General features: G+C 71.0%; 23 protein-coding genes. 16 read left to right on the forward strand and 7 right to left on the reverse strand.

Annotated elements, in window-relative coordinates; all coding sequences use genetic code 11:
* Window positions 1-78: 78 nt before the first annotated feature.
* Window positions 79-1,128 (forward strand): SRPBCC family protein, encoded by a 1,050-nt coding sequence (locus tag BM393_RS06550; RefSeq protein ID WP_091723717.1) that lies wholly within the window; start codon window positions 79-81, stop codon window positions 1,126-1,128.
* 140 nt (window positions 1,129-1,268) lie between these two features.
* The gene (locus BM393_RS06555) at window positions 1,269-2,348 is read left to right on the forward strand and encodes a substrate-binding domain-containing protein (RefSeq protein WP_091723719.1); all 1,080 of its coding nucleotides are present in this window, start codon (window positions 1,269-1,271) and stop codon (window positions 2,346-2,348) included.
* A gap of 12 nt (window positions 2,349-2,360) precedes the next feature.
* On the opposite strand, the gene BM393_RS06560 is transcribed toward BM393_RS06555, so the two are convergent.
* The 3 genes from BM393_RS06560 to BM393_RS06570 form a co-directional block, all read right to left on the reverse strand.
* The gene (locus tag BM393_RS06560) at window positions 2,361-3,260 is read right to left on the reverse strand and encodes a class I SAM-dependent methyltransferase (protein WP_091723722.1); all 900 of its coding nucleotides are present in this window, start codon (window positions 3,258-3,260) and stop codon (window positions 2,361-2,363) included.
* Between the two features lie 108 nt (window positions 3,261-3,368).
* A complete protein-coding gene (locus BM393_RS06565) occupies window positions 3,369-5,555 on the reverse strand; it encodes a TonB-dependent receptor (RefSeq protein WP_091723725.1) in 2,187 nt (728 codons plus the stop codon).
* 108 nt (window positions 5,556-5,663) lie between these two features.
* Window positions 5,664-6,026, reverse strand: a complete 363-nt coding sequence (locus BM393_RS06570; protein ID WP_091723728.1) for a hypothetical protein — start codon at window positions 6,024-6,026, stop codon at window positions 5,664-5,666.
* 189 nt (window positions 6,027-6,215) lie between these two features.
* Here BM393_RS06570 and BM393_RS06575 point away from each other — a divergent pair, with 189 nt between their 5' ends.
* The 4 genes from BM393_RS06575 (at window position 6,216) to BM393_RS06590 (ending at window position 11,380) form a co-directional block, all read left to right on the forward strand.
* Window positions 6,216-7,958 (forward strand): Hsp70 family protein, encoded by a 1,743-nt coding sequence (locus BM393_RS06575; RefSeq protein WP_091723731.1) that lies wholly within the window; start codon window positions 6,216-6,218, stop codon window positions 7,956-7,958.
* The gene (locus tag BM393_RS06580) at window positions 7,958-9,706 is read left to right on the forward strand and encodes a hypothetical protein (RefSeq protein WP_091723734.1); all 1,749 of its coding nucleotides are present in this window, start codon (window positions 7,958-7,960) and stop codon (window positions 9,704-9,706) included. Before BM393_RS06575 ends, BM393_RS06580 begins: the two co-directional genes overlap by 1 nt.
* Window positions 9,707-9,850: 144 nt before the next feature.
* The gene (gene lepB / locus BM393_RS06585; protein ID WP_091723737.1) at window positions 9,851-10,552 is read left to right on the forward strand and encodes a signal peptidase I; all 702 of its coding nucleotides are present in this window, start codon (window positions 9,851-9,853) and stop codon (window positions 10,550-10,552) included.
* A gap of 117 nt (window positions 10,553-10,669) precedes the next feature.
* On the forward strand, window positions 10,670-11,380 hold the full coding sequence (locus BM393_RS06590) for a glutathione S-transferase N-terminal domain-containing protein (protein ID WP_091723740.1): 711 nt from the start codon (window positions 10,670-10,672) through the stop codon (window positions 11,378-11,380).
* Between the two features lie 71 nt (window positions 11,381-11,451).
* On the opposite strand, the gene BM393_RS06595 is transcribed toward BM393_RS06590, so the two are convergent.
* Genes BM393_RS06595 through BM393_RS06610 form a run of 4 tightly spaced genes read right to left on the reverse strand, consistent with a single transcriptional unit; the run spans window position 11,452 to window position 15,785 of the window.
* On the reverse strand, window positions 11,452-11,694 hold the full coding sequence (locus BM393_RS06595; protein ID WP_091723743.1) for a SlyX family protein: 243 nt from the start codon (window positions 11,692-11,694) through the stop codon (window positions 11,452-11,454).
* A complete protein-coding gene (locus BM393_RS06600; RefSeq protein WP_091723746.1) occupies window positions 11,691-13,544 on the reverse strand; it encodes a DUF885 domain-containing protein in 1,854 nt (617 codons plus the stop codon). Before BM393_RS06600 ends, BM393_RS06595 begins: the two co-directional genes overlap by 4 nt.
* Before the next feature lie 50 nt (window positions 13,545-13,594).
* Complete coding sequence (locus tag BM393_RS06605; RefSeq protein ID WP_091723748.1) at window positions 13,595-15,460, reverse strand: ferrous iron transporter B; 1,866 nt, start codon at window positions 15,458-15,460, stop codon at window positions 13,595-13,597.
* The gene (locus BM393_RS06610; RefSeq protein ID WP_091723750.1) at window positions 15,453-15,785 is read right to left on the reverse strand and encodes a FeoA family protein; all 333 of its coding nucleotides are present in this window, start codon (window positions 15,783-15,785) and stop codon (window positions 15,453-15,455) included. Before BM393_RS06610 ends, BM393_RS06605 begins: the two co-directional genes overlap by 8 nt.
* Window positions 15,786-16,095: 310 nt before the next feature.
* Here BM393_RS06610 and BM393_RS06615 point away from each other — a divergent pair, with 310 nt between their 5' ends.
* From BM393_RS06615 to coaBC, 10 genes are all read left to right on the forward strand, one after another.
* On the forward strand, window positions 16,096-17,100 hold the full coding sequence (locus BM393_RS06615) for a BMP family protein (protein ID WP_254783229.1): 1,005 nt from the start codon (window positions 16,096-16,098) through the stop codon (window positions 17,098-17,100).
* 25 nt (window positions 17,101-17,125) lie between these two features.
* On the forward strand, window positions 17,126-18,721 hold the full coding sequence (locus BM393_RS06620) for an ABC transporter ATP-binding protein (RefSeq protein WP_091723752.1): 1,596 nt from the start codon (window positions 17,126-17,128) through the stop codon (window positions 18,719-18,721).
* A complete protein-coding gene (locus BM393_RS06625) occupies window positions 18,718-19,851 on the forward strand; it encodes an ABC transporter permease (RefSeq protein WP_091723755.1) in 1,134 nt (377 codons plus the stop codon). The genes BM393_RS06620 and BM393_RS06625 overlap by 4 nt, the downstream gene beginning before the upstream one ends.
* Window positions 19,844-20,809 (forward strand): ABC transporter permease, encoded by a 966-nt coding sequence (locus BM393_RS06630; protein WP_091723758.1) that lies wholly within the window; start codon window positions 19,844-19,846, stop codon window positions 20,807-20,809. Before BM393_RS06625 ends, BM393_RS06630 begins: the two co-directional genes overlap by 8 nt.
* A gap of 2 nt (window positions 20,810-20,811) precedes the next feature.
* Window positions 20,812-21,255, forward strand: a complete 444-nt coding sequence (locus BM393_RS06635; RefSeq protein WP_091723761.1) for a cytidine deaminase — start codon at window positions 20,812-20,814, stop codon at window positions 21,253-21,255.
* A gap of 38 nt (window positions 21,256-21,293) precedes the next feature.
* Window positions 21,294-22,151 (forward strand): purine-nucleoside phosphorylase, encoded by an 858-nt coding sequence (locus BM393_RS06640; RefSeq protein ID WP_254783231.1) that lies wholly within the window; start codon window positions 21,294-21,296, stop codon window positions 22,149-22,151.
* 155 nt (window positions 22,152-22,306) lie between these two features.
* On the forward strand, window positions 22,307-23,071 hold the full coding sequence (deoC, locus tag BM393_RS06645; protein ID WP_091723764.1) for a deoxyribose-phosphate aldolase: 765 nt from the start codon (window positions 22,307-22,309) through the stop codon (window positions 23,069-23,071).
* Window positions 23,072-23,237: 166 nt separating this feature from the next.
* Window positions 23,238-24,557 carry a thymidine phosphorylase gene (gene deoA, locus BM393_RS06650; RefSeq protein ID WP_091723766.1) on the forward strand — a complete coding sequence of 440 codons (1,320 nt, stop codon included), beginning with the start codon at window positions 23,238-23,240 and terminating at the stop codon, window positions 24,555-24,557.
* A gap of 54 nt (window positions 24,558-24,611) precedes the next feature.
* Window positions 24,612-25,373 carry a tRNA (guanosine(46)-N7)-methyltransferase TrmB gene (trmB, locus tag BM393_RS06655; RefSeq protein WP_091723768.1) on the forward strand — a complete coding sequence of 254 codons (762 nt, stop codon included), beginning with the start codon at window positions 24,612-24,614 and terminating at the stop codon, window positions 25,371-25,373.
* A gap of 125 nt (window positions 25,374-25,498) precedes the next feature.
* Entirely contained in the window at window positions 25,499-26,728 is a 1,230-nt protein-coding gene (coaBC, locus tag BM393_RS06660) for a bifunctional phosphopantothenoylcysteine decarboxylase/phosphopantothenate--cysteine ligase CoaBC (RefSeq protein ID WP_091723770.1), read from the forward strand.
* The last annotated feature ends 62 nt before the right edge of the window (window positions 26,729-26,790 follow it).

Below are 26,790 nucleotides of genomic sequence, written 5' to 3' on the forward strand. Positions count from 1 at the left end.
ATGGCAAGCGAAAAGATTTGCCGGGGTTAGAGGGAGGGGCTTCGGCTGGGCAGAATGCGCCGCGGGAGGAAATGAACGATGCAGGACCAACAGAATGAGCCGGCGCCCGGCGCCGGCGCGACAGCACTGGATGCGATCACGCGTCATCCTCACACCTGGGGGCGCCGTGGCTGGGTGGCGGTGGTGGTGGGGGCGCTGTACGGGCTGCTGATGCGCGTGGTGTTCGGGAAGGTCCAGGTCTGGGCGCCATGGCTGGGGCTTTCCCGGGACGACGGCTTCGTGATGAGCCTGGGCTTCGTGCACCTGACGCCGATGGTGGTGGGCGCGATCACGATCTACGGCATGCGCGCGTCGCGGCCCACCTGGACACAGGCGGCCTTCGCGCCCTGGGCGGCCACGGCGCTGATGATGATCGGCGCGATGGTGACGCTGCTGGAGGGCGCGATCTGCGTGGTGCTGATGACGCCGCTCTTTCTCGCGATGGCGTCGATCGGTGGCGTGGTGATGAACCTGGTCCTGCGCAACACGCGCCTGGGGACACTGCAACTGGGCGTGCTGGCGGTCCTGCCCTTGCTGGTCGCCGCGTTCGACGGCCCCTTGACCGCGGAGCGCTGGCAGCGCATCGACCGGTCGGTGGTCGTCGAGGCGCCGCCGGAGCGTCTCTGGGCGGAGATCGTCGCCGCGCGGGACATCCGGCGCGATGAGTTTCCCCGCACCTGGATCCATCTGATCGGTGTGCCGCGGCCCGTCGAGGGCATCCAGCAGATGACCCCGCACGGCGAGGTCCGCGTGTCGCGCTGGGAGCGCGGCGTGCATTTCCTCGGCCATGTGACCGAGCGCGTCGAGGGACGGCGGCTGGCGTGGCGCTACGAGTTCTCACCGGACTCGTTCCCGCCGGGCACGATGGACGAGCATGTCGTCATCGGCGGACGTTACTTCGACCTCGGCGAGACACGCTTCACCCTGACGCCGCTGCCGGCCGGCCGCACGCGGCTGGACATCGAGTCCCACTTCCGCGTCACCTCCAGCTTCAACGGTTATGCGGTGGCCGTGGCGGAGTTCCTCGGGCGGGACTTCGTGGACGGCTTGCTCGCGCTCTACAAGCGCCGCGCCGAGACCCCGGCCTGAGCGCGGTCGGGAGGGGCAGCCCGAGGTGCGGTCCGGGCGTGGCGGGCGGGCCTTGCTTGAACCGCGCTCAGCCCCCCTCGCTTGCCCGATGGCGCGACGGTCCCGACGGGAGCAAGATCGCGCCCCGAGGAGACCTATCGATGAACGTCCGCCGCCCTGCCGGGTTGCGCCGCCGCACCCTGTCGGTCGCGGTGGTGGCCGGTCTCGCACTGGCCGCCGCGGCGCAGGCCTCGTCCGGCCCGACCGCCTCGCCGGGCGCGAGCAAGGAAGCGCCGCGCCGGGTGACCTTCATCGCGCAGGATTTCCGCAACGGCGGCATCGCCGCCGTCTTCCGTGGTTTCGAGGAGGCCTGCCGGGAACTGGGCTGGACGCTCACCGTCAGCAACGGCAACGGTGAACGCGCCAAGGTGCGCGCGCATTTCGAGCGCGCGGTCGCCAGCAGCGCCGAGGGCATCGTGCTGGGCGGCTTCAACGAGACCGACATCGCCGACCTGATGCCGACCGAGGCCGGCGCCGCCAAGCCCCTGCTGGTGGGCTGGCACGCAGCCGCCCGCCCGGGCGCCACGCCGCTGCTGCAGGCCAACGTGACGACGGAACCGGCCGCCGTCGCCGAGAAGGCGGTGGAACTGGTGGTGCAGTCCGAGCGGGCGCGCGTGGGGGTGGTGATCTTCAGCGACAGCCGCTTCGAGATCGCCAACGTCAAGACGCGGCGCATGGTCGAGGTGCTGCAGCGCTGCGCGCGCTGCGAGGTGCTTGGCGTCGAGGACATGCCGATCTCCGACGCCTCGCGCGCGATGCCGGCGGCGCTGACGCGGCTGCAGCAGCGCCACGGCGCGCGCTGGACCCATGTGCTGGCGATCAACGACGTCTACATGGATTCGCTGAGTTTTCCGCTGCGCGCGATGGGGCGGTCGGACATCGTCGGCATCGCGGCCGGGGACGGCTCGCGCACCGCGCTCAGCCGCATCCGGTCGGGCCGCTCGATGCAGTTCGCCACGATCGCCGAACCGACCGGGTTGCAAGGCTGGCAGCTGGCGGACGAGCTGCGGCGGGGCTTCGCCGGTCAGCCGCCGAGCGGTCGCGTCGCGCAGCCGGTCGCGGTGACGACCGCGCTGCTGCAGGGGCTGTCGGCGACGGCCGGCATCGACGACGCGTTGTCGTACCGCGAAACCTATCGGCTGGAGTGGTTCGGCGCGCCGGGGGGCTCACCGCGTCCCTGAGCGGCCACGCGCTCATGCATCGAGCGCGGGCGAGGGCAGCGCATCCATCTCGCCGTGATCACGCTTGCGGCGGCAGAAGAACTCCCACACCGACTTCGGCCTGCCGTAGCGGCTCAGCGTGCGCTTGTCCAGGTGCTCGATCTCAAAGCAGGCCGTGAGCACCTCCTCGAGTTTCGCGCGAGTGAAGAACTGCTTGGCGACACCATCGACCGGCGTCAGCGCCCAGCTCGAGGCGTCGTCCGGCGCGCCGTAGTGCCAGTCATCCTCCGCGTTCACGCAGCCGATGAGCTTGCCCTCCGGCGCCAGCACGCGCGCAATCTCGCACAGCGCGCGGCGGGTGTCCTCGCGGTCGAAGTAATGCAGCGACAGCTGCGCGACGGCCAGGTCAAACTCACCGTCACGCAGCATCGGCATCGCCCGCACATCCGCCAGCAGGTGGCGCGCCCGCGGCGAATGCCGCCGGCAGCGCGCCAGCGCCTCGGCGGAAATGTCGATGCCAGTGACGTCGACGCCCAGCTCCAACAAGGCAGCCGTCTCCCAACCATCGCCACAGCCGATGTCCAGCGCGCGTCGCACGCCCGGCAATCGATGCTGCCAGCCAGTGAGCCACGCATCCTGATGGCTCAGCGGGTGGGCGGCGTAGCGGCGGTCCCAGACGGCGGAAGGAGGCTCGTCGCTTGGCGGCTCGTCGGCTTCGGTTGGGGGCGGCTCCAAGGCCTCCTGCGGCGACCGAGCACCAGCGGGAGGCGCCGGGGCCCCTTTCCGCTCAATCGCCTCCTCACGCTCGGCATTCGCTTCAAGGGGCCCCGGCGCCTCCCGCTTCGAGGCAGTCAGCGGTTCGTCGTGAGCGCGCGCGGAGGGCGCGGTGGCTGTCGCGCTGGCGGCGGTGCGGTCGGGCGGCGGTGCAGTCATGCTCCGCAGCCTACCAAGACCACGACCGCTTCGCCGTGCGCCACACCACCTTCGCCCGATCCAGGCGACAGGGGCCCGCGCCCGGCGGCGCGGGCGCGGCCCGTGGGCTCAGAACTCCTTTGTCAGGCTCACGTAGACGGTGCGGCGCTGGCCGTACTGCGGCGCGCCGACGCCGATGCCGGAGCCATCACGCAACTGGTAGACCTTGTCGAACAGGTTCACCACCGACAGCCGCGCCTCCACCGGACCGCCACCGCCCAGGTCCAGGCGCTTGCTGAGGTCGGCATTGACCGTGGTGTAGGACGGCAGGTGCGTGGTGTTGGCGAAACCGTTGCGCAGGCCCGACCCGAACAACGCGCTCGCGCCGACCGCATAACCGTCGCCGACCCGCACATTGACCCCGGCCGAAGCGCTCAGCTTCTGCTCGTGGTCCAGGTGCACCCAGTTGCTGGCGATGAAGTCGAGCTCGTCCTGCTCGAAGTTGAACTGGCCCGTCTCGACCTGCTTCGCCCGCGCGTGCGTGGTGCCCAGGTTGGCGTAGGCGGACCAGTCCTTCTCCTTGTAGTTCGCCGTCAGGTCCACGCCGTAGATGCGGCCATGCGCGTAGTTGAAGGCGGAATAGATCAACGCGTTGCCGAACTGGCCCTCGTCCTGCAGGTGCTGCACCGCGCGGTAGTAGCCGTCCACGCCGAGGGTGAGCTTGGGCGTGACCTGCCAGACCGCGCCGGCATCGTAGTAGTTCGAGCGCTCGGAGCGCACCGCGGTGTTGGCGTCCGACGGCAGCGCGTTGGTCGTGCCGGCGAAGGCGCTGACCGAGGTGGTGTCGATCTTCTCCGTCGGCGGCGGCGTGAAGTAGCGCGCGTAGCCGGCATGCAGGCGCAGCGCGGGCGTGGCGTCCCAGACCAGGCCCACGCGCGGGCTCAACTGGTGTTCCTTGGTGAGGGTATCGACCTGGTCGTAGCGCGCGCCGTAGTTCAGCGTCAGCGTGCGGTCCAGCTTCCATTCGTCCTGCAGGTAGGCGCCCCAGAGGTGGCCGCCCAGGCGGCCGCTGTCGGCGATGCTGATCGGCGTGGCGCTGGTGGCGTTGCCGTCGTCGTCGGCGGGGAAGACCAGCGCGTCGTTGCGCGTGCTGGCGTGCTCGCGCTGGGCGAAGAGGCCGCTGCGCAGCGTGTGCGCGCTGTCCAGGCGCCAGCTCATGTCGGCCTGCACGCCGTTGGCCTCGTTGCGGCGAAGGATGTCGGCCGCGACGCCCAGGTACTGCAGGTCGCCGACGGCGTCGGGCGAGTAATGCACGTCGGTGTAGCGGTGGAAGAGCGAGACCTGGTAGTCGACCGTGTCGCCGATCGCGGCCTGGTAGCTCACGACGGCGAAGCGGTTGCGCTCGCGCTGGTGCGCGTCGAGCGTGCTCGAGTCCTTGTCCGGCGTGCCGTCCAGCGCGAACGCGGTCGACTGCCCCGGGGAGTTGGGGATCTGGAACCGGTTGTTGGTGACGCCGGCCATGGCGGTGATGCGGCTGTCGTCGCCCAGCAGGTAGGACACGAGGCCGAAGGCCTTGCCCTGGTGCGTGCGGTCGTGGAGCGCGTCGCGCGAGGCCGTCGGGTTCTCGATGCCCAGGTCGTTGCCGAGGAAGGAGCCGCTGAACTCGTAGCTGAGGCGGCCCTGCGTGCCGTGGACCGAGAGGTCGAGCTCGCGCGAGCGCTGCGTGCCCAGCGTGATGCCGGCGCTGCCGGCGAAGGGCTTGTCGTCGTCGCCGACGCCCTGGGTGGTGATGTCGACGATGCCGGCGGTCCGGTAGCCGTATTGCGCCGGCAAGGCGCCGGTGAGCAGGCTGATGCGGTCGGCGAAGCGGGTCTCCAGCGTCTGGCCGAAACCGCTGATCGCCTCCGGAATGACGACGCCGTTGATGCGGTACTGCAGGTTGGCATGGTCGCCGCGCACGTGCAGGCCGCCATAGGAGTCCTGCACCACGCCGGGGGCCTGCAGCAGGACCTGGTTCAGCGGCGTGTCGTCGCCTTGCGGGAGGCGGCCGATGTCGGCCTTGTTGAACTTGTAGATCGTGCTGCCGGTGTCGGGCGACAGGCCGTTGCGCGCGGCATCCAGGCGACTGCGCGCGCCCTGGACCTGGACCGTGGGCAGCGCCTGGCCGGCGGCGGGCGTCGCGTCGGCGCTGGCGGGCGAGGAGGAGGGCGAGGGCGAGGCGGGGACCGCGTCGTCGGCGCGCGCGGGCAGGGCGAGCAGCAGCGGATAGGCGAGCGACAGGGACAGCGCGAGGACGCGCAGCGGAGGTTGAGTCATGGTGTTTCTCTGGAAATCTGGAATCGGTCGAGCGCGCGCCGGGCGCCCCGCCTGCGCTTCAAGAAAGCGTTCAGGCGCGGGCGGCAGGCGTCGCGGTCAGGCGGGGATTCAGATCGCCAGGGGCGGGCCGCGGCTGCGCGGCGGCGGCGCGGGGAGCGCGCGCGGGGCGAGCTCGGCCGGCGCCGTCTGGACGTGGGCGGCCTCGGCGAGCACGAACACGGGCGCTTCGGCGCGCGCCGAGGCGGCCAGGTCGTCGAAGGCCAGGCAGGTTTCGCACAGCGGGTCGACGGGCAGCGGATCCGCGTCGGCATGGGGCTGGCCGTCCTGCGCGTCGGTCCCATGCGCGACGGTCGCGCCAGCCGGCGCATGCCCCCGCGCATCGGTCAGGTGACCGATGCCGTGCCACACCGCGCCCTGCTGCGACAGCAGCATGAGCAGCGGGAGCAACCAGTGCAGGAGGTGCTTGCGCATGGGGCGCGATTATGGGGCCGCCGCGATCCGCGCAATTCGTCACGCGCGCTGTCGCCTTGTCCCGTCAACCCCCCGCGAGGGCGATGGGGCATCGCCTGGCCGGTGGATAGTGTGGCGCGTCGCTCGCGGACCGCCGCGCGCACGGCGGCATGGCCCGCACCGATTTCCCCCTTGTCTCGTCCTCGATCCATGACTGCCTCTGCGTTCGTCCCCGACCTCGTCGGCATTGACCTCGGTACCACCCACTCGCTGGTCGCCTACTGGCGCGACGGCGCCTCCCACCTGATCCCCAACGCGCTGGGCCAGACGCTCACGCCGTCGGTGGTGAGCCTGGACGAGGACGGCAGCGTGCTGGTCGGCGTCGCGGCGCGCGAGCGGCTGCAATCGCATCCGGACCGCACGGTGGCGAGCTTCAAGCGAGGCATGGGCACGGCGACCAGCTACGCATTGGGCGACCGGAAGTTCCGCACCGAGGAGCTCTCGGCGATGGTGCTGCGCGCGTTGCGCGCCGACGTGCGGGCCTGCTTCGGACAGGACGTCGACCGCGCCGTGATCACCGTGCCGGCCTACTTCTCCGACGCGCAGCGGGCGGCGACGCGCAACGCCGGCCTGATCGCCGGCTTCGTCGAGGTCAGCCTGCTCAACGAGCCGACCGCCGCCGCGCTGGCCTACGGCCTCAACGAGCAGGAAGACAGCCAGTTCCTCGTGTTCGACTTCGGCGGCGGCACCTTCGACGTGTCCATCCTCGAGCTGTTCTCCGGCGTGATGGAGGTGCGCGCCACGGCGGGCGACAACCAGCTCGGCGGCGACGACGTGGACGCCTGCCTCGAGCGCTGGGTGATGAGCGCGGCCGGCCTGCCCGATGCGCTGCTGCGCGATGAGCGCTTCGTCTCCAGGCTCAAGGCGCGCTGCGAAGCGGCCAAGCGCGCGCTGGGGCCGTCCGGCGCGGTGCCGATCGCGTTCCAGCACGAGTCGCACACCGTCGACCTGACGCTGCACGCCGAGGAGTTCGAGCGGCTGATCCAGCCCGTGCTGGAGCGCCTGCGCCAGCCGGTGGAGACCGCGATCCGCGACGCCCGCATCGGCACCGCCGACCTGTCGGCGATCGTGCTGGCCGGCGGCAGCTCGCGCCTGCACGCGGTGCGGCAGCTGGTGACGCGGATGTTCGGCAAGTTCCCGAACGCCAGCATCAACCCGGACGAGGTCGTCGCGCTGGGCGCGGCGGTGCAAGCCGGGCTGAAGGCCAATGCGGCGGAACTGGCCGAGCGGGTGATGACCGACGTCTGCCCGTATTCCCTGGGCATCGAGAGCGCCAGACAGGTGAGCGCCGACCGGCTGACGGCCGGCTTCATGTCGCCGATCCTGCCGCGCAACACCGTCGTGCCGGCCAGCCGCGTCGAGTCGTTCTCGCCCATCCATCCGCAGCAGAAGTCCATCCAGGTCCGCGTGTACCAGGGCGAGGCGCGGCTGGTGAAGGACAACATCCTGCTCGGCCAGTTCGACGTGGACCTGCCGCGCTTCAGCGCCGAGCACCGGCCCCACATCGACGTGCGCTTCACCTACGACATCGACGGCCTGCTCGAGGTCGAGGCCACGCCGATGCTGGCCGATCGCTCCGCGGGCGAGCCGCAGCGCCTGGTGATCCAGAACTCCGACGAGCGGCTGTCGCCGCAGGAGGTGGCGCAGCGGCTGAAGGCGCTGTCCGAGCTGAAGCTGCATCCGCGCGAGCGCATGGAGGTGCGCGCGCTCGTCGCCCGCGCCGAGCGCCTGTTCATGCAGGTCGGCCGCGAGGACCGTGAGCAGCTGGGCACGGCGATCACGCGCTTCGAGCTCGACCTCGACTCGCAGGAGCCGCGTCGCATCGAGCAGGGCGGCGAGATGCTGCAGCGCCTGGTGCGCGCGATCGAGGCGGACTCGCCGCTGGGGGTCTGATGCCAGTCGTCCTGCCCAGCTACTTCGTCGCGCTCGGCCTGGACGATCGGGCCACGGAGGGGGACGTCAAGGCCGCCTACGCCGCGCGGCTCAAGCGCCTGGACCGCGCGCGCGACCCCCAGGGGTTCCAGGCCTTGCGGGGTCACTACGAGGCGGCCATCGCGCACCTGCGCGAAGGGCGCGGGTTCCACGAGATCGAGATCCAGGACGGCGATCCCACCGACGACGACGCGCCGGAGGAAGCTCCAGACGAGGCTTCGGACGAAGCGCCGGGTCATGCGCCGAGCGACGTGCCCGACGAAGCGCCGGCCTCCGCGCCATCGCCATCGCCATCGCCTGCGCCATCGCCTGCGCCATCACCTGCGCCTGCGCCTGCGCCTGCGGCCCCGGCGGATCCCCGGCCACGACCGCCACCCCAACCCGACCTGGAGGTGGATCCGGAGCGGGTCGCCGGGGTCGCCTATGAGGACTTCCTTGCGGCGTTCTGGCGCGTCGACGCCCGCGCGCTGGCCGCCGCGGTCGGCTTGCTGCGGAATGCGCTGGCATCGCCGGCGCTGGCCTCGCTGGCGGTCCGCGAGGCGTTTGAACGCCGCGTCGTCGGCGCGCTGTTGAGCCGCAGCCTGCGCCGCCGCTCCGGCCTGCTGCTCTTCGCCGCCATCGAGGCCTTCCGCTGGTCGGAACGCCAGCCGCTGCTGCCGGCGGGCGGTGATGAAGCCGGCCTGCATCGATGGATCGACGCGGCCTTGCTGCTCGACGAGCGCACCCGCACGATCTGGCTGTGGCTGGCGGAGGAGCCGCGCCCGGCGCTGATCGACGCGGTGCCGCTGCATCGCGAGTTCGACTGGAACAGCGCCGTGCGCGAGATCTGCTGCCAGCCGGGCGAGCTCGGACGCTGGCACGCGCTGGCGGTCGGCGAGCCGGCCGCGCCGGCGCCGCGGGAAGCGCCGCCACCCCGGCTCGGCGATCCACCGCCGCCGTCGCGCACCACCTGGCGCGAGTGGCTGCAATGGTTGAGGTCGCCAGCCTTCCTGCTGCTGATCGCGCCGCTGCTGACGGCGGGCCTGGTCATGTCGCTGCTGTGGATGCGCGGCGAGGATCCCAACGCGCCCAAGCCGCTGAGCTGCGCCGACCGTTTCGCCGCCGCGTCGCAGGCGCACTGGAAGGCGCTGAGCATCGGGCAGGTCGAGCTGCTGAACCGCTGCGCCCACGAGGCGCCGCCGCCGAAGTGCCAGGACCGCGAGCACCTGAAGCGCCTGACCCGACTTGCGGTCGTGATCGTCAGCTCGCGTGACGGCGGCTCCGCCGACATGACGTATTTCTTCGGCAAGGACGAGGTGGTGCTCGACCCGGAGGATGGGCTGCTGGTCGCGACGCGCGGGGAGCCCTGCGACCGGGCGGCCTGGGAGCTCTATCGACAGGGCGGCTGGCTGCGGATGGGGCATGGGCCGACGGCGGAGGCGATCGTGCGCCGGGCTGCCGTCTGCTCGCAGATGGCCGGGCCGACGCGGGGCGATGCCGCGCCGTCGATGCTCAGCCTGGCGAGCGAGTGGTCGGCCGACGATTGGGCCTTCAAGCTGCTGAGCCGCACCGATGCCTGGCAGGTGGCCACGCACCCGAACGGCTTGGCGGGCCTCCCGCCGGCGCCGATCAAGCTGGATTCGCTGGTCACCACCGACCCCAAGCTCACCGAGGCGAGGGTCGAAAGCTGGGAAGACAAGGCACCGGCCTGCGTGGCCGGCGGCCGCTGACGCTGGCGGTCGAGCGTGTGCTGTCGATCGCGCGCTCACCGCCATCCGCCCGCGATTTCCCGCCATCCACCGCAGCGCGGGCGATGGCGGCGATCGGCGCGACCCACACTGGGCGCTCATCCACCGAGACCCGGAGCGTGTCGCATGTCGTCCCCGAAGCATCCCCCGATCGCCCGTCTGCGCGAGCTGCTGCGCGAGAACCGCGGCTTCCTGCTGTTCCTGGTCGGCTTCCTGTTCTTCCGCACCGCGATCGCGGACTGGAACCCGGTGCCCAGCGGCTCGATGCGGCCGACCATCCTCGAAGGCGACGTCGTCTTCGTCGAGCGCGTGGCCTACGACTGGAAGTTGCCGCTGACCGACATCTCGCTGCGGCGCGCCGGCGAGCCGCGGCGCGGCGACGTGGTCACCTTCGGCTCGCCGCGCGACGGCACCCGGCTGATCAAGCGCATCGTCGCCGTGCCCGGCGACACGGTGGAGCTGCGCGGCGACCGGTTGATCCTCAACGGCCAGCCCGCGACCTACGCGCCGGTCGATGAAGTGGCCGAGACGCTGGTGCCCGGCGTCGCGGTGCGCGGCCTGCGCGAGATCGAGCAATGGGGCGACCAGCGCCGCGTCGTGCAGTTCCTGCCGGAGGTCCGTGCGCGGCGCGACTTCGGCCCGGTGGTCGTGCCCGCCGACCAGTTCTTCATGATGGGCGACAACCGCGACAACAGCGAGGACTCGCGCTTCATCGGCTTCGTGCCACGCCGGCTCATCATCGGACAGGCGCATCGCGTGCTGGTCTCTGCCGACATCACCGGCCGCTGGGCGCCGCGCTGGGACCGGTTCGCCGCGCCGCTGCGCTGAGGCGCGTCAACTACGTCGGCCCTGCAGCACGGTCCGCATTGACCTGTGTCGCGCAGGGTCTCTGAGGCCGCGCCGAGAATCGCCCGTCCCCTTCATCCAACGATCGACGGAACCCTCATGACGGACCTCTCCCGCTTTCCCATCACGAAGAAGTGGCCCGCGCAGCATCCCGAGCGGCTGCAGCTCTACTCGCTGCCCACGCCCAATGGCGTGAAGGTCTCGATCGCGCTCGAGGAACTGGGCCTGCCGTACGAGCCGCACCTGGTCAGCTTCCAGACCGACGACCAGCTCACGCCCGAGTTCCTGTCGCTCAACCCGAACAACAAGATCCCCGCGATCATCGATCCGGACGGCCCCGGCGGCGCGCCGCTGCCGCTGTTCGAGTCGGGCGCGATCCTGGTCTACCTGGCCGAGAAGACCGGCCGGCTGATCCCGCAAGACCCGGCACGCCGCTACGAGACGCTGCAGTGGGTGATGTTCCAGATGGGCGGAATCGGGCCGATGTTCGGCCAGGTCGGCTTCTTCCATAAATTCGCCGGCAAGGACTACGAGGACAAGCGCCCGCGCGATCGCTACCTCAACGAATCGAAGCGCCTGCTGGGCGTGCTCGAGCAGCGCGTGACCGGCCGCGGCTGGATCATGGGCGACGAGTACACGATCGCCGACATCGCGATCTGGCCCTGGGTCAACAACCTGGTGGGCTTCTACGGCGCCGGCGAGCTGGTGGGCTTCAGCGAGTTCAAGGAAGTCCAGCGCGTGCTCGCGGCCTTCCTGGCGCGCGACGCGGTCAAGCGCGGGCTCAACATCCCCGCGCGCCCGACCGCCTGAGCACGCTCTTCGACTCCCTCTCCCGCTTGCGGGAGAGGGCAGGGGTGAGGGCCAGCCGCCGTCGAAGGACCTCAGTAGTGCGGCGGCAGCTCATCGCGCAGCGAGCCCGCGCCGTCGCCTCGTCCCTCGGGCACCTGCTTGCGCAGCTGCGCGATCTCGCGCACCAGCGCGTCGATCTGCTCCTGCTGCCGCGCGACCTGCGCGTTCAGGTGGTCGACCAGGTCCTCGGCGAAGCTGGCCTTGATCTCGAGCTCGGTGACCCGGGCCTCCAGGACCCGGACCTCCGCGGCCGCATCCGCTCCGCTCGCGCTCATGGCTGTGCCTTGGGCGCCGCGGCGGCCGGCTGCGACATCAGTTCCGCGATCACCGACACCGGCGCGCTGCCGTAGCTCAGGAACTGCTCGTTGAAGGCCTTGACGCTGAAGTCCTTGCCCAGCGCCTGCCGGCGCCGCTCGCGCAGTTCCATGATGTCGCTGTAGCCGCTGAAGTAGCTTGTCAGCTGCACCGAGCTCAGCTGCACGCGACGCCACTTCTCGCGCGCCTCGCGCTCGGTCTGGAAGGCCTGGCGCTGCAGCAGGTCCAGCGCCTGCGCCTCGCTCATGCCCAGCACGTGCACGCTGTAGTCCAGGATCGTGTTGGTGACGCTGCGCAAGTTCCACTTGCCCCACATCAGCCACATCTCCGGCGCGTTCCCGCCGTAGCCGGACTCCAGCATCATCCGCTCGCCGAAGACGGCCCAGCCCTCGACCATCGCGCCGTTGCCGAACAGGGTCTTGACCAGCGACGGCGACTTGTTGGCGTAGACCAACTGCGTGTAATGGCCGGGCACGGCCTCGTGGATGTTGAGGATCTGCAGGATCCAGTGGTTGTATTCCCGCAGCGAGCTCTCGGCCTGCTCGGGCGTGAGGTCGTCCAGCGGCGTGACGTTGTAGTAGGTGCGGTCCTGCGGGCGATAGGGCCCGGGCGCCTCGATGCCGGCGCCGGCGACGCCGCGCTGGTACACCGGCGTCTCGCGCACGATCAGCGGCTTGCTCGCGTCCTGCGTCAACAGGTCGTGGTCGTTGATCCAGCGCTCGAGCTGCGGGATCTGCGCGCGGATCTCCTTGACGAAGTCCTCGCGCTTGACGTGCCGCTCGCTGAGCTTGCCGATCACCGCGCCGATGCGCGCGAAGCGGTCCTCGGGCTTGGGCGCGTCGCCCATCGTCTGCGTCCAGAGCTGGTCCGACAGCTGCGCCATCTGCGTCAGCAGCGCCTCGCGCGCCTGCAGCGCCCGCTGGTACATCTGCTCGGCCGAATGCGTGGACTGGATGTCGTAGCCGAACTTCTTCTCGTACAGCGCCTGGCCGAGCCGGAAGCTGCGCGCTTTGCCGTTGGCCTTGCCCTCGGCCAGCCATTGCTTCAGCCGCGCGGTGTAGCCATTGACGGCCGCCTTCGCCGCGGCGATGCGGGCGGTGAGCTGCTGGCGCTCGGCCACGGTCAGCGACGCGGCGTCCGCGCCTTGCGCGGCCTTGGCCACTTCGTCGAGCACGCTCAGCACGCCCGGCGCCTGGTCGATCGCCAGCTGCGTGTGCTCCAGCGTCGGTTGCTTCAGCAGCGCCGCGCCGGCCCGGTAGTAGGCCGGCACCTGCGCCAGTCGCGCGGAGATCGTCTTCAGGCGTGCCGGCAACGGAGCGTAGTCGGTGGCGAGGATGTAGTCGATCGGCCCGGCGATGTTGAGGAAGGACGGGTTCCACTCGTACTCGCGCAGCTCGGTCAGCTGGAAGCGGTCGCTGCGCAGCTTGTTGAGCAGCTGGCCCAGGTCGGTGCGCGAGGCCGCGCTCAGCGTCGCCGCGTCGACGGCCTCGAAGCGCCGGAGCCAGTCCGACGCGAAGGCCAGCGTGCGCGCGCGCATCGCGCTGTCTGGCGCGGGCAGGCGGTCGGCGTATTCATAACGGCCCGCGGCGATGGCGGCGTCCGGATCCAGGCGCCACAGCGCCTCGATGTAGTCGTTGGCCAGGCGCTGGAAGCGCGCGTCGGCGGTAGCCGACGCGTCGGGTTCGGGGCGCAGGACGTTGCGGGTCGGCTGGGCGGCGGGATCGGCCGCGAGCGCGGGCAGGGTGGTCCAGGCGCCGACGGTGGTCAGCGCGGCCACGGCCAGCGCGCGAAGGGTGGGGCGGTGCGTCATGGGGCGCGAGCATAGCCCGCCCGGGCCCGCAGGGCGCGCGCCGGCCGCCCTCAGGCCAGCAGCCAGCGGCTGATGTGGAAGGTCAGCCAGGACGCCAGGTAGGCCAGGCCGAACAGGTAGGCCAGCATGACGGCCGGGATCTTGTAGCCGCCGGTCTCGCGCTTGACCGCGGCGAGCGTCGAGATGCACTGCGGCGCGAAGATGAACCAGGCCAGCAGCGAGAACGCGGTCGGCAGGCCCCAGGTCGACGAGATCAGCGGCGTCAGCGCCTGCGCGGTGGCGTCGTCACCGGTGGCCGACAGCGCGTACACCGTCCCCAGCGCGCTGACCGCGATCTCGCGCGCCGCCATGCCCGGCACCAGCGCCAGGCTGATCTGCCAGTTGAAGCCGATGGGCTCGAAGATCGTCGCCAGGCCGCGGCCCAGGTAGCCGGCGAAGCTGTACTCGATCGCCGGGCCGGTGGCGCCCTCGGGCGCGCCGGGGAAGGTCGACAGCACCCACAGCAGCAGCGTCAGCGCCAGGATGATGCCGCCCACGCGCTTGATGAAGATCTCCGCGCGCTGGAGCAGGCCGATGGCGATGTTGCGCGCATGCGGCCAGTGGTAGCTGGGCAGCTCCATCATCAGCGGCCGCACCTGACGGCCGGCGTCGGTGAAGCGCTTGAGCACCCAGGCCACCGCCATCGCCACCAGGATGCCGGCGAAGTACAGGACGAAGAGCACCAGCCCCTGCAGCTCGATGCCGCCCCACAGCTCGCGCTGCGGAATGAAGGCGCCGATCAGCAGCGCGTACACCGGCAACCGCGCCGAGCAGGTCATCAGCGGCGCGATCAGGATCGTCACCAGGCGGTCGCGCGCGTTGGCGATCGAGCGCGTGGCCATGATGCCGGGGATCGCGCAGGCGAAGCTCGACAGCAGCGGGATGAAGCTGCGGCCCGACAACCCCACCGAGCCCATCAGCCGGTCCAGCAGGAACGCGGCGCGCGGCAGGTAGCCGGATTCCTCCAACAACAGGATGAAGAAGAACAGGATCAGGATCTGCGGCAGGAACACCAGCACGCCGCCGACGCCCGCGATCAGGCCATCGACCACGAGGCTGCGCAGATGGCCCTCGGGCAGCAGCGCGCCGGCCTGCTCGCCGAGCCAGCCGGTGCCGGCCTCGATCCAGCCCTTGGGCACCTCGGCCCACGCGAACACCGCCTGGAACAGGAAGAACAGCAGCACCGCCAGCAGGATCGGGCCGATCACCGGGTGCAGCACGACGCGGTCCAGCTTGTCGCTGGGCAGCTCGCCCTGCAGCTGATCCAGGCCGAGCTCCTTGAGGATGTGATTGATGCGGGCCGTGTCCTCGCCCTCGGGCACCGTCGACGCGGTGGCCCAGCGCTCGGGCTGGTCCAGCAGCGCGCGCAGGTCGTCCAGGCCGGCGCCGTCGGTCGCGACGGTGCGGATCACCGGCACGCCCAGCAGCGCGCCGAGTTTTCCGGTGTCGATCTCGATGCCGCGGCGCTGGGCCAGGTCGGCCATGTTCAGCGCGACCACGCAGGGCAGGCCCTGGCGCTGCACCGACAGGAACAGCCGCAGGTTGCGGCGCAGGTTGGTCGCGTCCAGCACGCACACGACCAGGTCGGGCCGCTTCTCGCCGGTGGCTCGGCCGGCCAGCACGTCGACGGTCACGCGCTCATCCGGCGAGCGCGGATACAGCGAGTACGTGCCCGGCAGGTCCAGTACCCGCAGCAGCTTGCCGGCGGCGGTCTTCAGGCGGCCTTCCTTGCGCTCGACGGTCACGCCGGCGTAGTTGGCGACCTTCTGCCGGCTGCCGGTGAGCCGGTTGAACAGCGCGGTCTTGCCGCAGTTCGGATTGCCGACCAGCGCCAGCAGCGGCCCGGCCGGGTGAATGTGGACGACGGCTTCACGCATGGGCGGCCCCCGCCTGGCCGGTCGCGGCATCGATCGCGGCATCGGTCGGGACGGTGAGCCCGCCGCTCGTGCCGCCCTCGAGCAGCACGCAGTCCGCCTCGGCCCGGCGCAGTGCGAAGGTCGACTGGCCGATGCGCACCACCAGCGGGTCGGCGCCGGGCATCGCGCGGGCCAGCACGGCGACGTGCTCGCCGGCGACGAAGCCGAGCTCCTCCAGCATCTGCTTCCATTCCGGCGCATGGGCCGGCGCCTGCAGCGACTTGACGCGGTGCGCCTGGCCGAGGACGGCCTGCGCGAGGGTGGGGACGGGAAGGACAGCGCTCATGTCGTGGGGATCTCGGAAGGAGCCTGCGGGCTTGCGAAGCGAAACATTCTAAATGATAGTAATTCTCAACTTGCTCGACCGAGCCGGGGTGATGTTTCGGTCAATCCGAGGGCGTTTGGCGATCCGCGCGAGCCGGCACGGGAACTGCTAGCCACTAGCCCGCATTCCAGCTGGGTGCAATGGCCTGATTTAGTGAGGCGGCCCCTGATTTGATGAGCCCGCAAACGTTTAGCGTTTTCCTTGACGTGGCTTACACTCGCGCCTTCTTAGAATGCCCGGCTGCTCCTCACCCCTTCGCATCGAGATCGCAATGATGAAGCCCTTCCTGTCGTTCGCCCCGACCGTCACCTCGATCGCCGCCGGCCTTGTGCTGGCCCTGGCGACCGGCGCCGCGGCCGCGCAGACCACCCCGGCGGTGATCTTCGACATGGGCGGCAAGTTCGACAAGTCGTTCAACGAGGCCGCCTACCGCGGCGTCGAGCAGTGGAAGAAGGACACCGGCGGCAAGTACCTCGAGTTCGAGATCAGCAACGAGACCCAGCGCGTGCAGGCGATCCGTCGCATGGCCGAGCGGGGCGCGAGCCCCATCATCTCGGTGGGCTTCGCCCAGGCCTCGGCGCTGAACCAGGTGGCCAAGGACTTCCCCAAGACCAAGTTCGTCATCATCGACGAGAAGGTCAACCAGCCCAACGTGCAGTCGGTGCTGTTCAAGGAGCAGGAAGGCAGCTTCCTCGTCGGCGCGCTGGCCGCGCTGACCAGCAAGACTGGCAAGGTCGGCTTCGTCGGCGGCATGGACATCCCGCTGATCCGCAAGTTCGAGTGCGGTTATGAGCAGGGCGCCAAGGCCGCCAACGGCAAGGTCGAGGTCTTCAAGAACATGACCGGCACGACCGCCTCGGCCTGGAACGACCCGACCCGCGGCGGCGAGCTGGCCAAGGCGCAGTTCGCCAAGGGCGTGGACGTGGTCTTCGCCGCGGCCGGCGGCACCGGCGTGGGTGTCTATCAAGCGGCCAAGGACGCCGGCAAGTTCGCCATCGGCGTGGACAGCAACCAGAACCACCTGCAGCCCGGCACCATGCTGAGCTCCATGGTCAAGCGCGTGGACGTGGCCGTCTACAACGTGCTCAAGGAATGGAAGCCCGGCATCAGCGTGCTGGGCCTGAAGGAAGGCGGCGTGGAGTACGCCGTCGACGCCAACAACGCCAAGCTGATCGCGCCCGCGGTCAAGGCCAAGCTCGATGGCTACAAGGCCGACATCATCGCCGGCAAGATCAAGGTCGCCGACTACATGGCCGACAACGCCTGCAAGAACTGACCCCTCGCGAGCGAGCGTCCCTGACATGACACAGTCCCCACGCGGCGCCGCCGCGCCCGCGGTCCGTCTGTGCGAGATCTCCAAGCGCTTCGGCGCGGTGCAGGCCAACCGGGCGGTGAGCCTGGCCGTCGAGCGCGGCACGGTGCATGGCCTGGTCGGCGAGAACGGCGCCGGCAAGAGCACGCTGATGGCGATCCTCTACGGCTACTACCACGCCGACGAGGGCCACATCGAGGTCGACGGCCAGCGCGTCTCGATCGCCAATTCGCATCAGGCCATCGCGCTGGGCATCGGCATGGTGCACCAGCACTTCATGCTGGTGGACACGCTGTCCGCGCTGGACAACGTCATGCTGGGCGCCGAGCCGGCCTTCTTCCTGTCGCGCGCCAAGCGCCAGGTGCGCCGCGAGCTCGAGACGCTGATGCGCGACACCGGCCTGACGGTGCGGCTGGACGCGACGGTGGCCGACCTGCCGGTGGGCGAGATGCAGCGGCTGGAGATCCTCAAGGCCCTGTACCGCGGCGCCCGGATCCTGATCCTGGACGAACCCACCGCGGTGCTGACGCCGCAGGAGACGGACCAGCTCTTCGAGGTGCTGCGCCGCCTGCGCGAGCGCGGCACCACCATCCTGCTGATCACGCACAAGCTGCGCGAGGTGATGGCGCTGTGCGACGCGGTGACCGTGATGCGCGCCGGCACCGTGGTCAAGACCACCGCGATCGGCGACACGAGTCCCGAGGACCTGGCCGAGAGCATGGTGGGCCGCAAGGTCAACCTGGGCCGCGAGGGCGGCGCGGCCAAGCCGCAGTCGGAGCAGCCGGTGCTCAAGGCCGAGGGCCTGACCGTGGCGAGCGACACCGGCTCCGGCGTGCATCTGCTGAGCAACGCCACGCTGGCGCTGCGCCCGGGCGAGATCGTCGGCGTGGCCGGCGTGTCGGGCAACGGCCAGAGCGAGCTGCTCGAGGTGCTGGCCGGCATGCGCGCGCCCGACGCCGGCGCGCTGCATGTCGCGGGGCGCGATTTCCAGGCGGCCACGTGGATGGACCCGCGCACCGCGCGCGAGCTCAAGCTGGCGCACGTCCCCGAGGACCGCCACGCGCTCGGCATGGTGCTGAGCTTCCCGGCCTGGGAGACGGCCGCGCTCGGTTACCACGAGCAGGACCAGTACTGTGCCGGCCCGCTGGGCCTGGGCATGGACCAGCGCCACCTGCGCGCGCAGACCGCCGAGATGATGGAGCGCTTCGACGTGCGGCCGCGCAATCCGGAGCTGGGCTCGTCCAAGTTCTCCGGTGGCAACCAGCAGAAGCTGATCCTGGCGCGCGAGATCGGCCAGCAGCCGGCGGTGCTGCTGGTGGGCCAGCCCACGCGCGGCGTGGATATCGGCGCGATCGAATTCATCCACAACCAGCTGCGCCGCCTGCGCGACGCGGGCTGCGCGATCCTGGTGGTGTCCAGCGAGCTCGACGAGATCCTGGCGCTGGCCGACCGCGTCATCGTCATGAACGCCGGCCGCATCACCGGCGAGCTCGCGATCGATGCCTGCACCGAGAAGAACCTGGGCCTGCTGATGTCCGCTTCCCCCTCCCACGAGAACGCCGCGGCCGCGGCGACCGCCGCATGAGCGCCCAAGCCTTGCAGATGCCGCGCTGGATGGACCTGGTCCTGCTGCCGCTGTGGAACCTGCTGATCGCGCTGGCGGTGGCCGGCGGCGTGGTGCTGCTGATCGGCGCCAGCCCGGTGCAGGCGCTGACGGTGCTGCTCGAGGGCGCGCTGGGCAGCGCGCGCGGGCTGGGCTACACGCTCTACTACACGACCACCTTCGTCTTCACCGGCCTGGCCGTGGCGGTCGCCTTCCACGGCGGGCTGTTCAACATCGGCGGGGAAGGGCAGGCGACGCTGGGCGGCATCGGCGTGGCGCTGCTGTCGCTGTGGCTGGCGCCCAAGCTGCCGGGCTTCGTGATGATCCCGCTGGCGATCCTCGCGGCGGCGCTGTTCGGCATGGTCTGGGCCGCGGTGCCCGGTTACCTGCAGGCCTGGCGCGGCAGCCATGTGGTCATCACGACCATCATGTTCAACTTCCTCGCCGCCGGCCTGAACGGCTACCTGCTGGTGAACTGGCTGCGTCCGGCGGGTTCGATGTCGGTGGAGAGCGATGCCTTCGCCGACTCGGCGCGCATGCCGGCGGTCCATGAGCTGCTCGCGAAGCTGGGCATCGAGTGGCCGTCCTCGCCGCTGAACCTGTCCATCCTGCTGGCGCTGGCCGCCAGCGTCTTCGTCTGGTGGTTCCTGTGGAAGAGCCGCGCCGGCTACGTGCTGCGCGCGGTCGGCTCCAACCCGAGCGCCGCGCATTACGCCGGCATCCGGCCGCGCTGGCAGGTGCTGGCGGCGATGGGCCTGTCGGGCGCGCTGGCCGGGCTGGTCGGCGTCAACGAGATCGCCGGCGTGCAGGGCAAGCTGACGTTGGACTTCGTCGCCGGCGCCGGCTTCACCGGCATCGCCGTGGCGCTGATGGGCCGCAACCACCCGGTGGGCATCGTGCTGGCCTCGCTGCTGTTCGGCACGCTGTACCAGGGCGGCGTCGAGGTCTCCTTCGAGGTGCCCGGCTTCAGCCGCGAGATGGTGGTGACGGTGCAGGGCCTGATCGTGCTGTTCGCCGGCGCGATGGCGATGGTGAGCGCGCCGATGTTCGCGAAGCTCTACGCGGCATTCGCGCGCAAGCAGCGCGCGGCGGAGGGGAAGTCCCATGGATGAGGTGCTGATCGGCTCCGTGCTGGCGTCGACGCTGCGCGTCACCACGCCGCTGCTGTTCGCCGCGCTCGCGGGCCTGCTGTCGGAGCGCTCCGGCGTGGTCGACATCGGCCTGGAAGGCAAGATGCTCTCGGCCGCCTTCGCCGCGGCCGCGGTGGCCAGCGTGTCGCACTCGACGACGCTGGGCCTGCTGGCCGCGATCGGCGTGGCGATCGCGATGTCGATGGTCCACGGCTTCGCCACGGTGACGCACCGGGGCGACCAGGTCGTCTCCGGCGTCGCGCTGAACATGGTGGCCGCCGGCCTGACGGTGGTGCTGGGCATCGCCTGGTTCGCGCAGGGCGGCCAGACGCCGCCGATCGCCGCCGAGCAGCGCATCACCGGCCTGCTGCCGCAGTGGGCCGAGCCAGCGCGGGGGAGCTGGGCCGCATCGGTCATCGGCCACGGCCTGCTCAGTCACAACGCGCTGGTCTACCTGGCTTTCGCGCTGGTCGTCGTGGTGTGGTTCTTCCTGGAGCGCACCCGCCCGGGGCTGCGCCTGCGCGCGGTCGGCGAGAACCCGGCGATGGTCGACGCCGCCGGCGTGTCCGTGCCGCGGCTGCGCTACACCGCGCTGGCGCTCAACGGCATCCTGTGCGGCCTGGGCGGCGCCTACCTGACGCTGGCGCAGAATGCTTCGTTCTCACCCAACATGACGGCGGGCCGCGGCTTCATCGCGCTGGCCGCGATGATCTTCGGCAAGTGGAAGCCGGTGCCGACGCTGTGCGCCTGCCTGCTGTTCGGCTTCCTGGACGCCGTCGCCATCCGCCTGCAGGGCGTGTCGCTGCCGGGCATCGGCGAGGTGCCGGTGCAACTGATCCAGGCGCTGCCCTATCTCCTGACGGTGGTGCTGCTGGCCGGCTTCATCGGCCAGGCGATCGCGCCCAAGGCGCTGAGCAAGCCCTACGTGAAGGAGCGCTGAACATGAGCGCGCAGAACCTCATCGCCTCGATCCCGCTGCCCGCCGACGTCATCGAGCGCCTGCTGAAGGCCGCGCTCGACGCGCGCCGGCATGCGCATGCGCCGTACTCGAAGTACTTCGTCGGCGCCGCGGTGCTGGACGAGCACGGCCGCATCCATGCCGGCTGCAACATCGAGAACGCTGCCTACCCGCAAGGCTGGTGCGCGGAGACCAATGCGCTGGGCCACATGATCATGGGCGGCGGGCGCATCGCCCGCGCGGTGATGGTGACCGGCGCCGGCTCGGAAATCATCACGCCCTGCGGCGGCTGCCGCCAGAAGCTGCGCGAATTCGCGCGGCCCGAAGAGTTGATCGTGATCGCGGGCGACGCCAGCGGCGTGCGCGCGCACTGGACCCTGGAGCAGCTGCTGCCGGCGAGCTTCGGTCCCGACCATCTGAAGAACTGACATCGACGCGGCCACGACGGCCGCGACAGGAGAGAACCATGTCCATGCCCCTGCACGGCGCCGAGCTCGACGCCGCCATCACCACGTCCATCGCCACGCTGAAGGCCACCTTCGGCGAGCAAGGCCCCGAAGTGGCCGTGGTGCTGGGCTCCGGCTGGGCCGGCGCCGTCGACCAGCTGCAGGACGCGAAGCACCTGCCGTATGCGCAGCTGCCGGCCTTCCCCCAGCCCAAGGTCGAGGGCCACGTGGCCGAGATCGCCGTCGGCCGCGTCGGCCAGCAGCGCGTGGCGATGCTGCGCGGCCGCGCGCACACCTACGAGAGCGGCGACTGCACCGGCATGGCCGGCGCGATCCGCAGCCTGAAGGCCTGGGGCGTGAAGGTGCTGGTGCTGACGAATGCGTCGGGCAGCCTGCGCTCGCACCAGCCGCCGGGCAGCCTGATGCTGATCTCGGACCACATCAATGCGCCGCAGCGCTCGCCGCTGACCGGCCTGCCGGGCAGCGACCGCTTCTGCGACATGAGCGTCGCCTACGACGCCGAGCTGCGTCAGCAGGGCTTCAAGGTCGCGCGCGACCTCAACATGGTGCTGACCGAAGGCGTGTACGTGTGGGCCGTCGGTCCGCACTTCGAGACGCCGGCCGAGATCCGCATGTTCGCCGCCTGGGGCGCGGACGCGGTCGGCATGAGCACCGTGCCGGAGACCATCCTGGCGCGTCATGCCGGGCTGCGCGTCGCAGGTCTGGCGCTGATCACCAACATGGCCGCGGGCATGTCGGACGAGGCGCTGACGCACGCGCTGACGCTGCAGCAGGCCAAGGCCTCGGGCGAGCGCGCGGCGGCCTTCCTGGGCCAGTACTTGGCCTCGTTGGCGACGCTGGCATCGCTCAAGGGCTGATCCGCCCGGAAGGCGCAAGATCGGGCCGGTGGTCCGGCCTCGCGAGGCCGTGATCGCCCCTCCGTCCGGAGCACGGGGCGCGCGGCGCCGTGCGCCGGCCAGCCAACGCCGCGCGCTGCGTGACGCAGCCCTGGGAGCAGTAGATGAAGACCGAGATGAGTCTTGAACAAGCGGCGCGACTGGCGCTGCAATGCCTGGACCTGACCAGCCTGAACGACGGCGACACCGCGGCCGACATCGACGCGCTGTGCGCCCGCGCCATCGGCGCGCCGGAGCGCGGCCATGTCGCCGCGGTCTGCGTCTGGCCGCGCTTCGTCGCGCAGGCGCGTGCCGCCTTGCCCGCGGACATCCGGGTCGCGGCGGTCGCCAATTTCCCCGACGGCAGCCTCGACCTGCCGCGCGTGCTGGCCGAGGTCGACGCGATCGCGCAGGCCGGCGCGCAGGAGGTCGACGTGGTGCTGCCGTACAAGGCGCTGATGGCGGGGCAATCGACCGAGGTGGCGGAGTTCCTCGCGGAGGTCCGCCACGCGACGCGCCCGCTGACCTTGAAGGTGATCATCGAATCGGGCGAGCTGGGCTCGCCGGCGCGCATCGCCGAGGCCACGCGCCAGGCGCTGATGGCCGGGGCCGACTTCGTCAAGACCAGCACCGGCAAGAGCCCGGTGTCGGCCACGCCCGAAGCGGCCGCGACGATGCTGCGCGAGATCGCGGCGAGCGGCCTGGGCAACGCGGGCTTCAAGGCCTCGGGCGGGATCCGCTCGGTGGCGGATGCGCGCGGCTACCTGCAGCTTGCCGCCGATGCGCTGGGCGTGAGCGCGCTGACGGCCCAGCGCATGCGCTTCGGCGCCAGCGGGCTGCTGGGCGACATCGAGGCGGTGCTGGCCGGGCAGGACAGCGCGGCCGTCAGCGCGGCCTACTGACGCGACGACGCACGGGCGCAGAAGCGGCAAAGACGCGACAAAGAAGCGGCTCGGCGAGCGGCGCATCGCGACGAATCCGCGACCTTGCCGCGATGGCCATCACGAAGCGACGCCCCGGCCGACAAGGGGCGCTGAGACAACGACCACACATCGAAGGGACGCGGCGATCATGCTGGCGCAGGAAATCATTCGGGCCAAGCGCGAGGGGCGCGCGCTGGACGAGGCCCAGATCCGGCACTTCGTGCGCGGGCTGGTGGACGGCAGCTGGAGCGAGGGCCAGGTGGCCGCGCTCGGCATGGCGGTGTTCCTGCGCGGCATGGGACGGGACGAGGCGGTCGCGCTGACGCGCGCGATGATGGACAGCGGCCGCGTGATGCGCTGGCCCGACATGCCGGGGCCGGTGCTGGACAAGCACTCGAGCGGTGGCGTGGGCGACAAGCTGAGCCTGATGATCGCGCCGATGGTGGCGGCCTGCGGCGGCTACGTGCCGATGATCGCGGGCCGTGGCCTGGGGCACACCGGCGGCACCGTCGACAAGCTCGAGGCCATCCCCGGCTACACGACGACGCCGGCGCCGGCGGACTTCGACCGCATCGTCCGCACGCTGGGCTGCGCCATCATCGGCCAGACCAGCGACCTGGCGCCCGCCGACAAGCGCTTCTACGCGGTGCGCGACATCACCGCCACCGTCGAGAGCGTGCCGCTGATCACCGCGAGCATCCTGTCGAAGAAGCTGGCGGCCGGCCTGCAGGGCCTGGCGATGGACATCAAGTGCGGCAACGGCGCCTTCGCGGCGACCCCCGAGTTCGGCCAGGAGCTGGCGCGCAGCATCGTCGAGGTGGCTGGTGGCGCAGGCCTGCGCACGCGGGCGCTGATCACCGACATGAACCAGGTGCTGGGCCGGGAAGTGGGCAACGCGCTGGAGGTGCGCGGGGCCATCGACTACCTGAAGGGCGACGGGCCGCGCGAGGCCCGCACCCATGAACTGACGCTCGCGCTGTGCGCCGAGATGCTGGTGCTGGGTGGGCTGGCGCCTGACACGGCGGCCGCGCGCGTGAAGCTGCAGGCGGCGCTGGACAGCGGCGCGGCGGCGGAGCGCTTCGCGAAGATGGTCGCGGCGCTGGGCGGGCCGGCGGACCTGATGGAGAGGCCGGATGCGTATCTCGCGGCCGCGCCGGTCGTGCGCGCGGTGCCTGCGCCGCGCGCGGGGCGGGTCGTCGGGATGAAGACGCGGGACATCGGGCTGGTGATCGTGGAGCTGGGCGGCGGCCGGCGCCTGCCGGGCGACGCGCTCGACATGCGGGTCGGGCTGGATCGCTTCGCGCAATCGGGCGACCTGGTGTCGGCGGGCGATCCGATCGCCTTCGTCCACGCGGCGGACGAGGCCTCCGCTGAACGCGCGATCGCGCAGGTGCTGGCGGCAGTCACCATCGAGGACGCGCCGAACTGGGCGCCGGCACCGCTCGTCATGGCTGAGTTGGGCTGACTGCGGGGCGATGCCGATCGGTAGAATCCGGCCCCTCGTTCCCTGATTCCCGCCATGCCCGATTCCATCGACCCCAACGACGATCCCATCGACAGCGACGACGCCAGCGAATCGCCGGCGGGCGAGGGCGCCAACCACCCGCGCGCCCGCATCCGCAGCTTCGTCGTGCGCGCGGGTCGCATGGGCACCGGGCAGATCAAGGCGCTCGCGGAACTCGGCCCCAAGTTCGTGCTGCCGTTCAAGCCCGAAGCGCTCGACTACGAAGCCACCTTCGGCCGAAAGGCGCCCGTGGTCTTCGAGATCGGCTTCGGCATGGGCGGCCCGACCGCCCAGATCGCCCGGACCTTGCCGGGGACCGACTTCATCGGCTGCGAGGTCCACGAGCCCGGCGTCGGTGCGCTGCTCAAGCTGATCGGCGAGCAGGACATCCCGAACATCCGCATCTTCCAGCACGACGCCGTCGAGGTGCTGGACCAGATGATCCCGCCGGGCTCGCTGGCCGGCGTGCACATCTACTTCCCTGACCCCTGGCACAAGAAGCGGCACAACAAGCGCCGCCTGGTGCAGCCGCCGTTCGTCGCCAAGCTGGTGAAGCACCTCGCGCCGGGCGGCTACCTGCACCTGGCCACCGACTGGGAGCCATACGCCCAGCAGATGCTGGAAGTGCTGAGCGCCGATCCGGACCTGGTGAATGCCTCGTCCCGCGCCGACGGCTACGCCGACAAGCCGGACTACCGCCCGCTCACCAAGTTCGAGCATCGCGGCCTGAAGCTGGGTCACGGCGTCTGGGACCTGGTCTTCAAGCGCAAGGGCTGAATCGCGCCGCTGGCCCCGCGACCGCGCGGCCGCGGTGCATCGCTGCGTGACCAAGGTCAGGCACGGACCGGCCCGCAAGGCCATTCAAGGCCGTCAAAAGGGGCGCGCTGGTAGAGTTCCGCCCCATGTCCGAATCCAACTCCCTCGCCGGTCGGCACATCCTGCTGGGCCTGTCCGGCGGCATCGCCTGCTACAAGATCGCCGAGCTCACCCGGCTGCTGGTCAAGGCCGGCGCCACGGTGCAGGTCGTGATGACCGAGGCCGCCGAGGCCTTCATCACGCCGGTGACGATGCAGGCGCTGTCGAACCGGCCGGTCTTCACCAGCCAATGGGATGCGCGGCCCGAGAACAACATGGCGCACATCAACCTCACCCGAGAGGCCGATGTGATGCTGATCGCGCCGGCCAGCGCGGACATGATCGCCAAGCTGGCCCAGGGCCGCGCCGACGAACTGCTGTCGCTGACCGCGCTGGCGCGCCCGGCCCAGCGCTGCGCGCTGCTGCTGGCGCCGGCGATGAACCGCGAGATGTGGGCCCATCCCGCCACGCAGCGCAACCTGGCGCAGGTCCGGGCGGACGGCGCGCAGGTGCTGGGCGTCGGCAGCGGCGACCAGGCCTGCGGCGAAGTCGGCGATGGCCGGATGCTGGAGCCGCAGCAGTTGCTCGAGCACGTCGTCTCCCACTTCCAGCCCAAGGTGCTGGCCGGACGCAAGCTGCTGATCACCGCGGGCCCGACCTACGAGGCGATCGATCCGGTGCGCGGCATCACCAACCGCTCCAGCGGCAAGATGGGGTTCGCCATCGCGCGCGCGGCGGCGGAGGCCGGGGCCGAGGTGACGCTGGTGGCCGGCCCGGTGCACCTGCCCACGCCGCTGGGCGTGACCCGCATCGACGTGCAGAGCGCGCGCGAGATGCTGGACGCGGTGCTGCCGCGCGCGGCGACGCACCAGGTCTTCGTCGCCACGGCGGCGGTGGCGGACTGGCGGCCGGCGCAGGCGGCCGAGCACAAGATCAAGAAGAACGCCAAGGCCGGCGAGGCGGTCGCGCCCGCGCTGGCGCTGGCCGAGAACCCCGACATCCTGGCCACGGTGGCCGCGCTGCCGCAGCCGCCGCTGTGCGTCGGTTTCGCGGCGGAGAGCCAGGACCTGATCAAGCACGCGCGCGAGAAGCGCCAGCGCAAGAACGTGCCGCTGATCGTGGCCAATGTCGGACCGGCGACCTTCGGCCAGGACGACAACGCGCTGACGCTGGTCGACGCGCGCGGCGAGCGCGAGCTCTCCCGTGCCGACAAGCTGACGCTGGCCCGCGAGCTGGTGCGCGAGATCGCGCAGCGGCTCACCACCTACACTGCCTGACTTTCCGCCGCGCGCGGTGCGCCGTCCGGCGCGCGCGTCGCCCGAAGCGCTCACGCCGCCCC

Origin of the sequence: Mitsuaria sp. PDC51 (assembly GCF_900113225.1) — a bacterium.
Lineage (GTDB): Bacteria > Pseudomonadota > Gammaproteobacteria > Burkholderiales > Burkholderiaceae_C > Roseateles.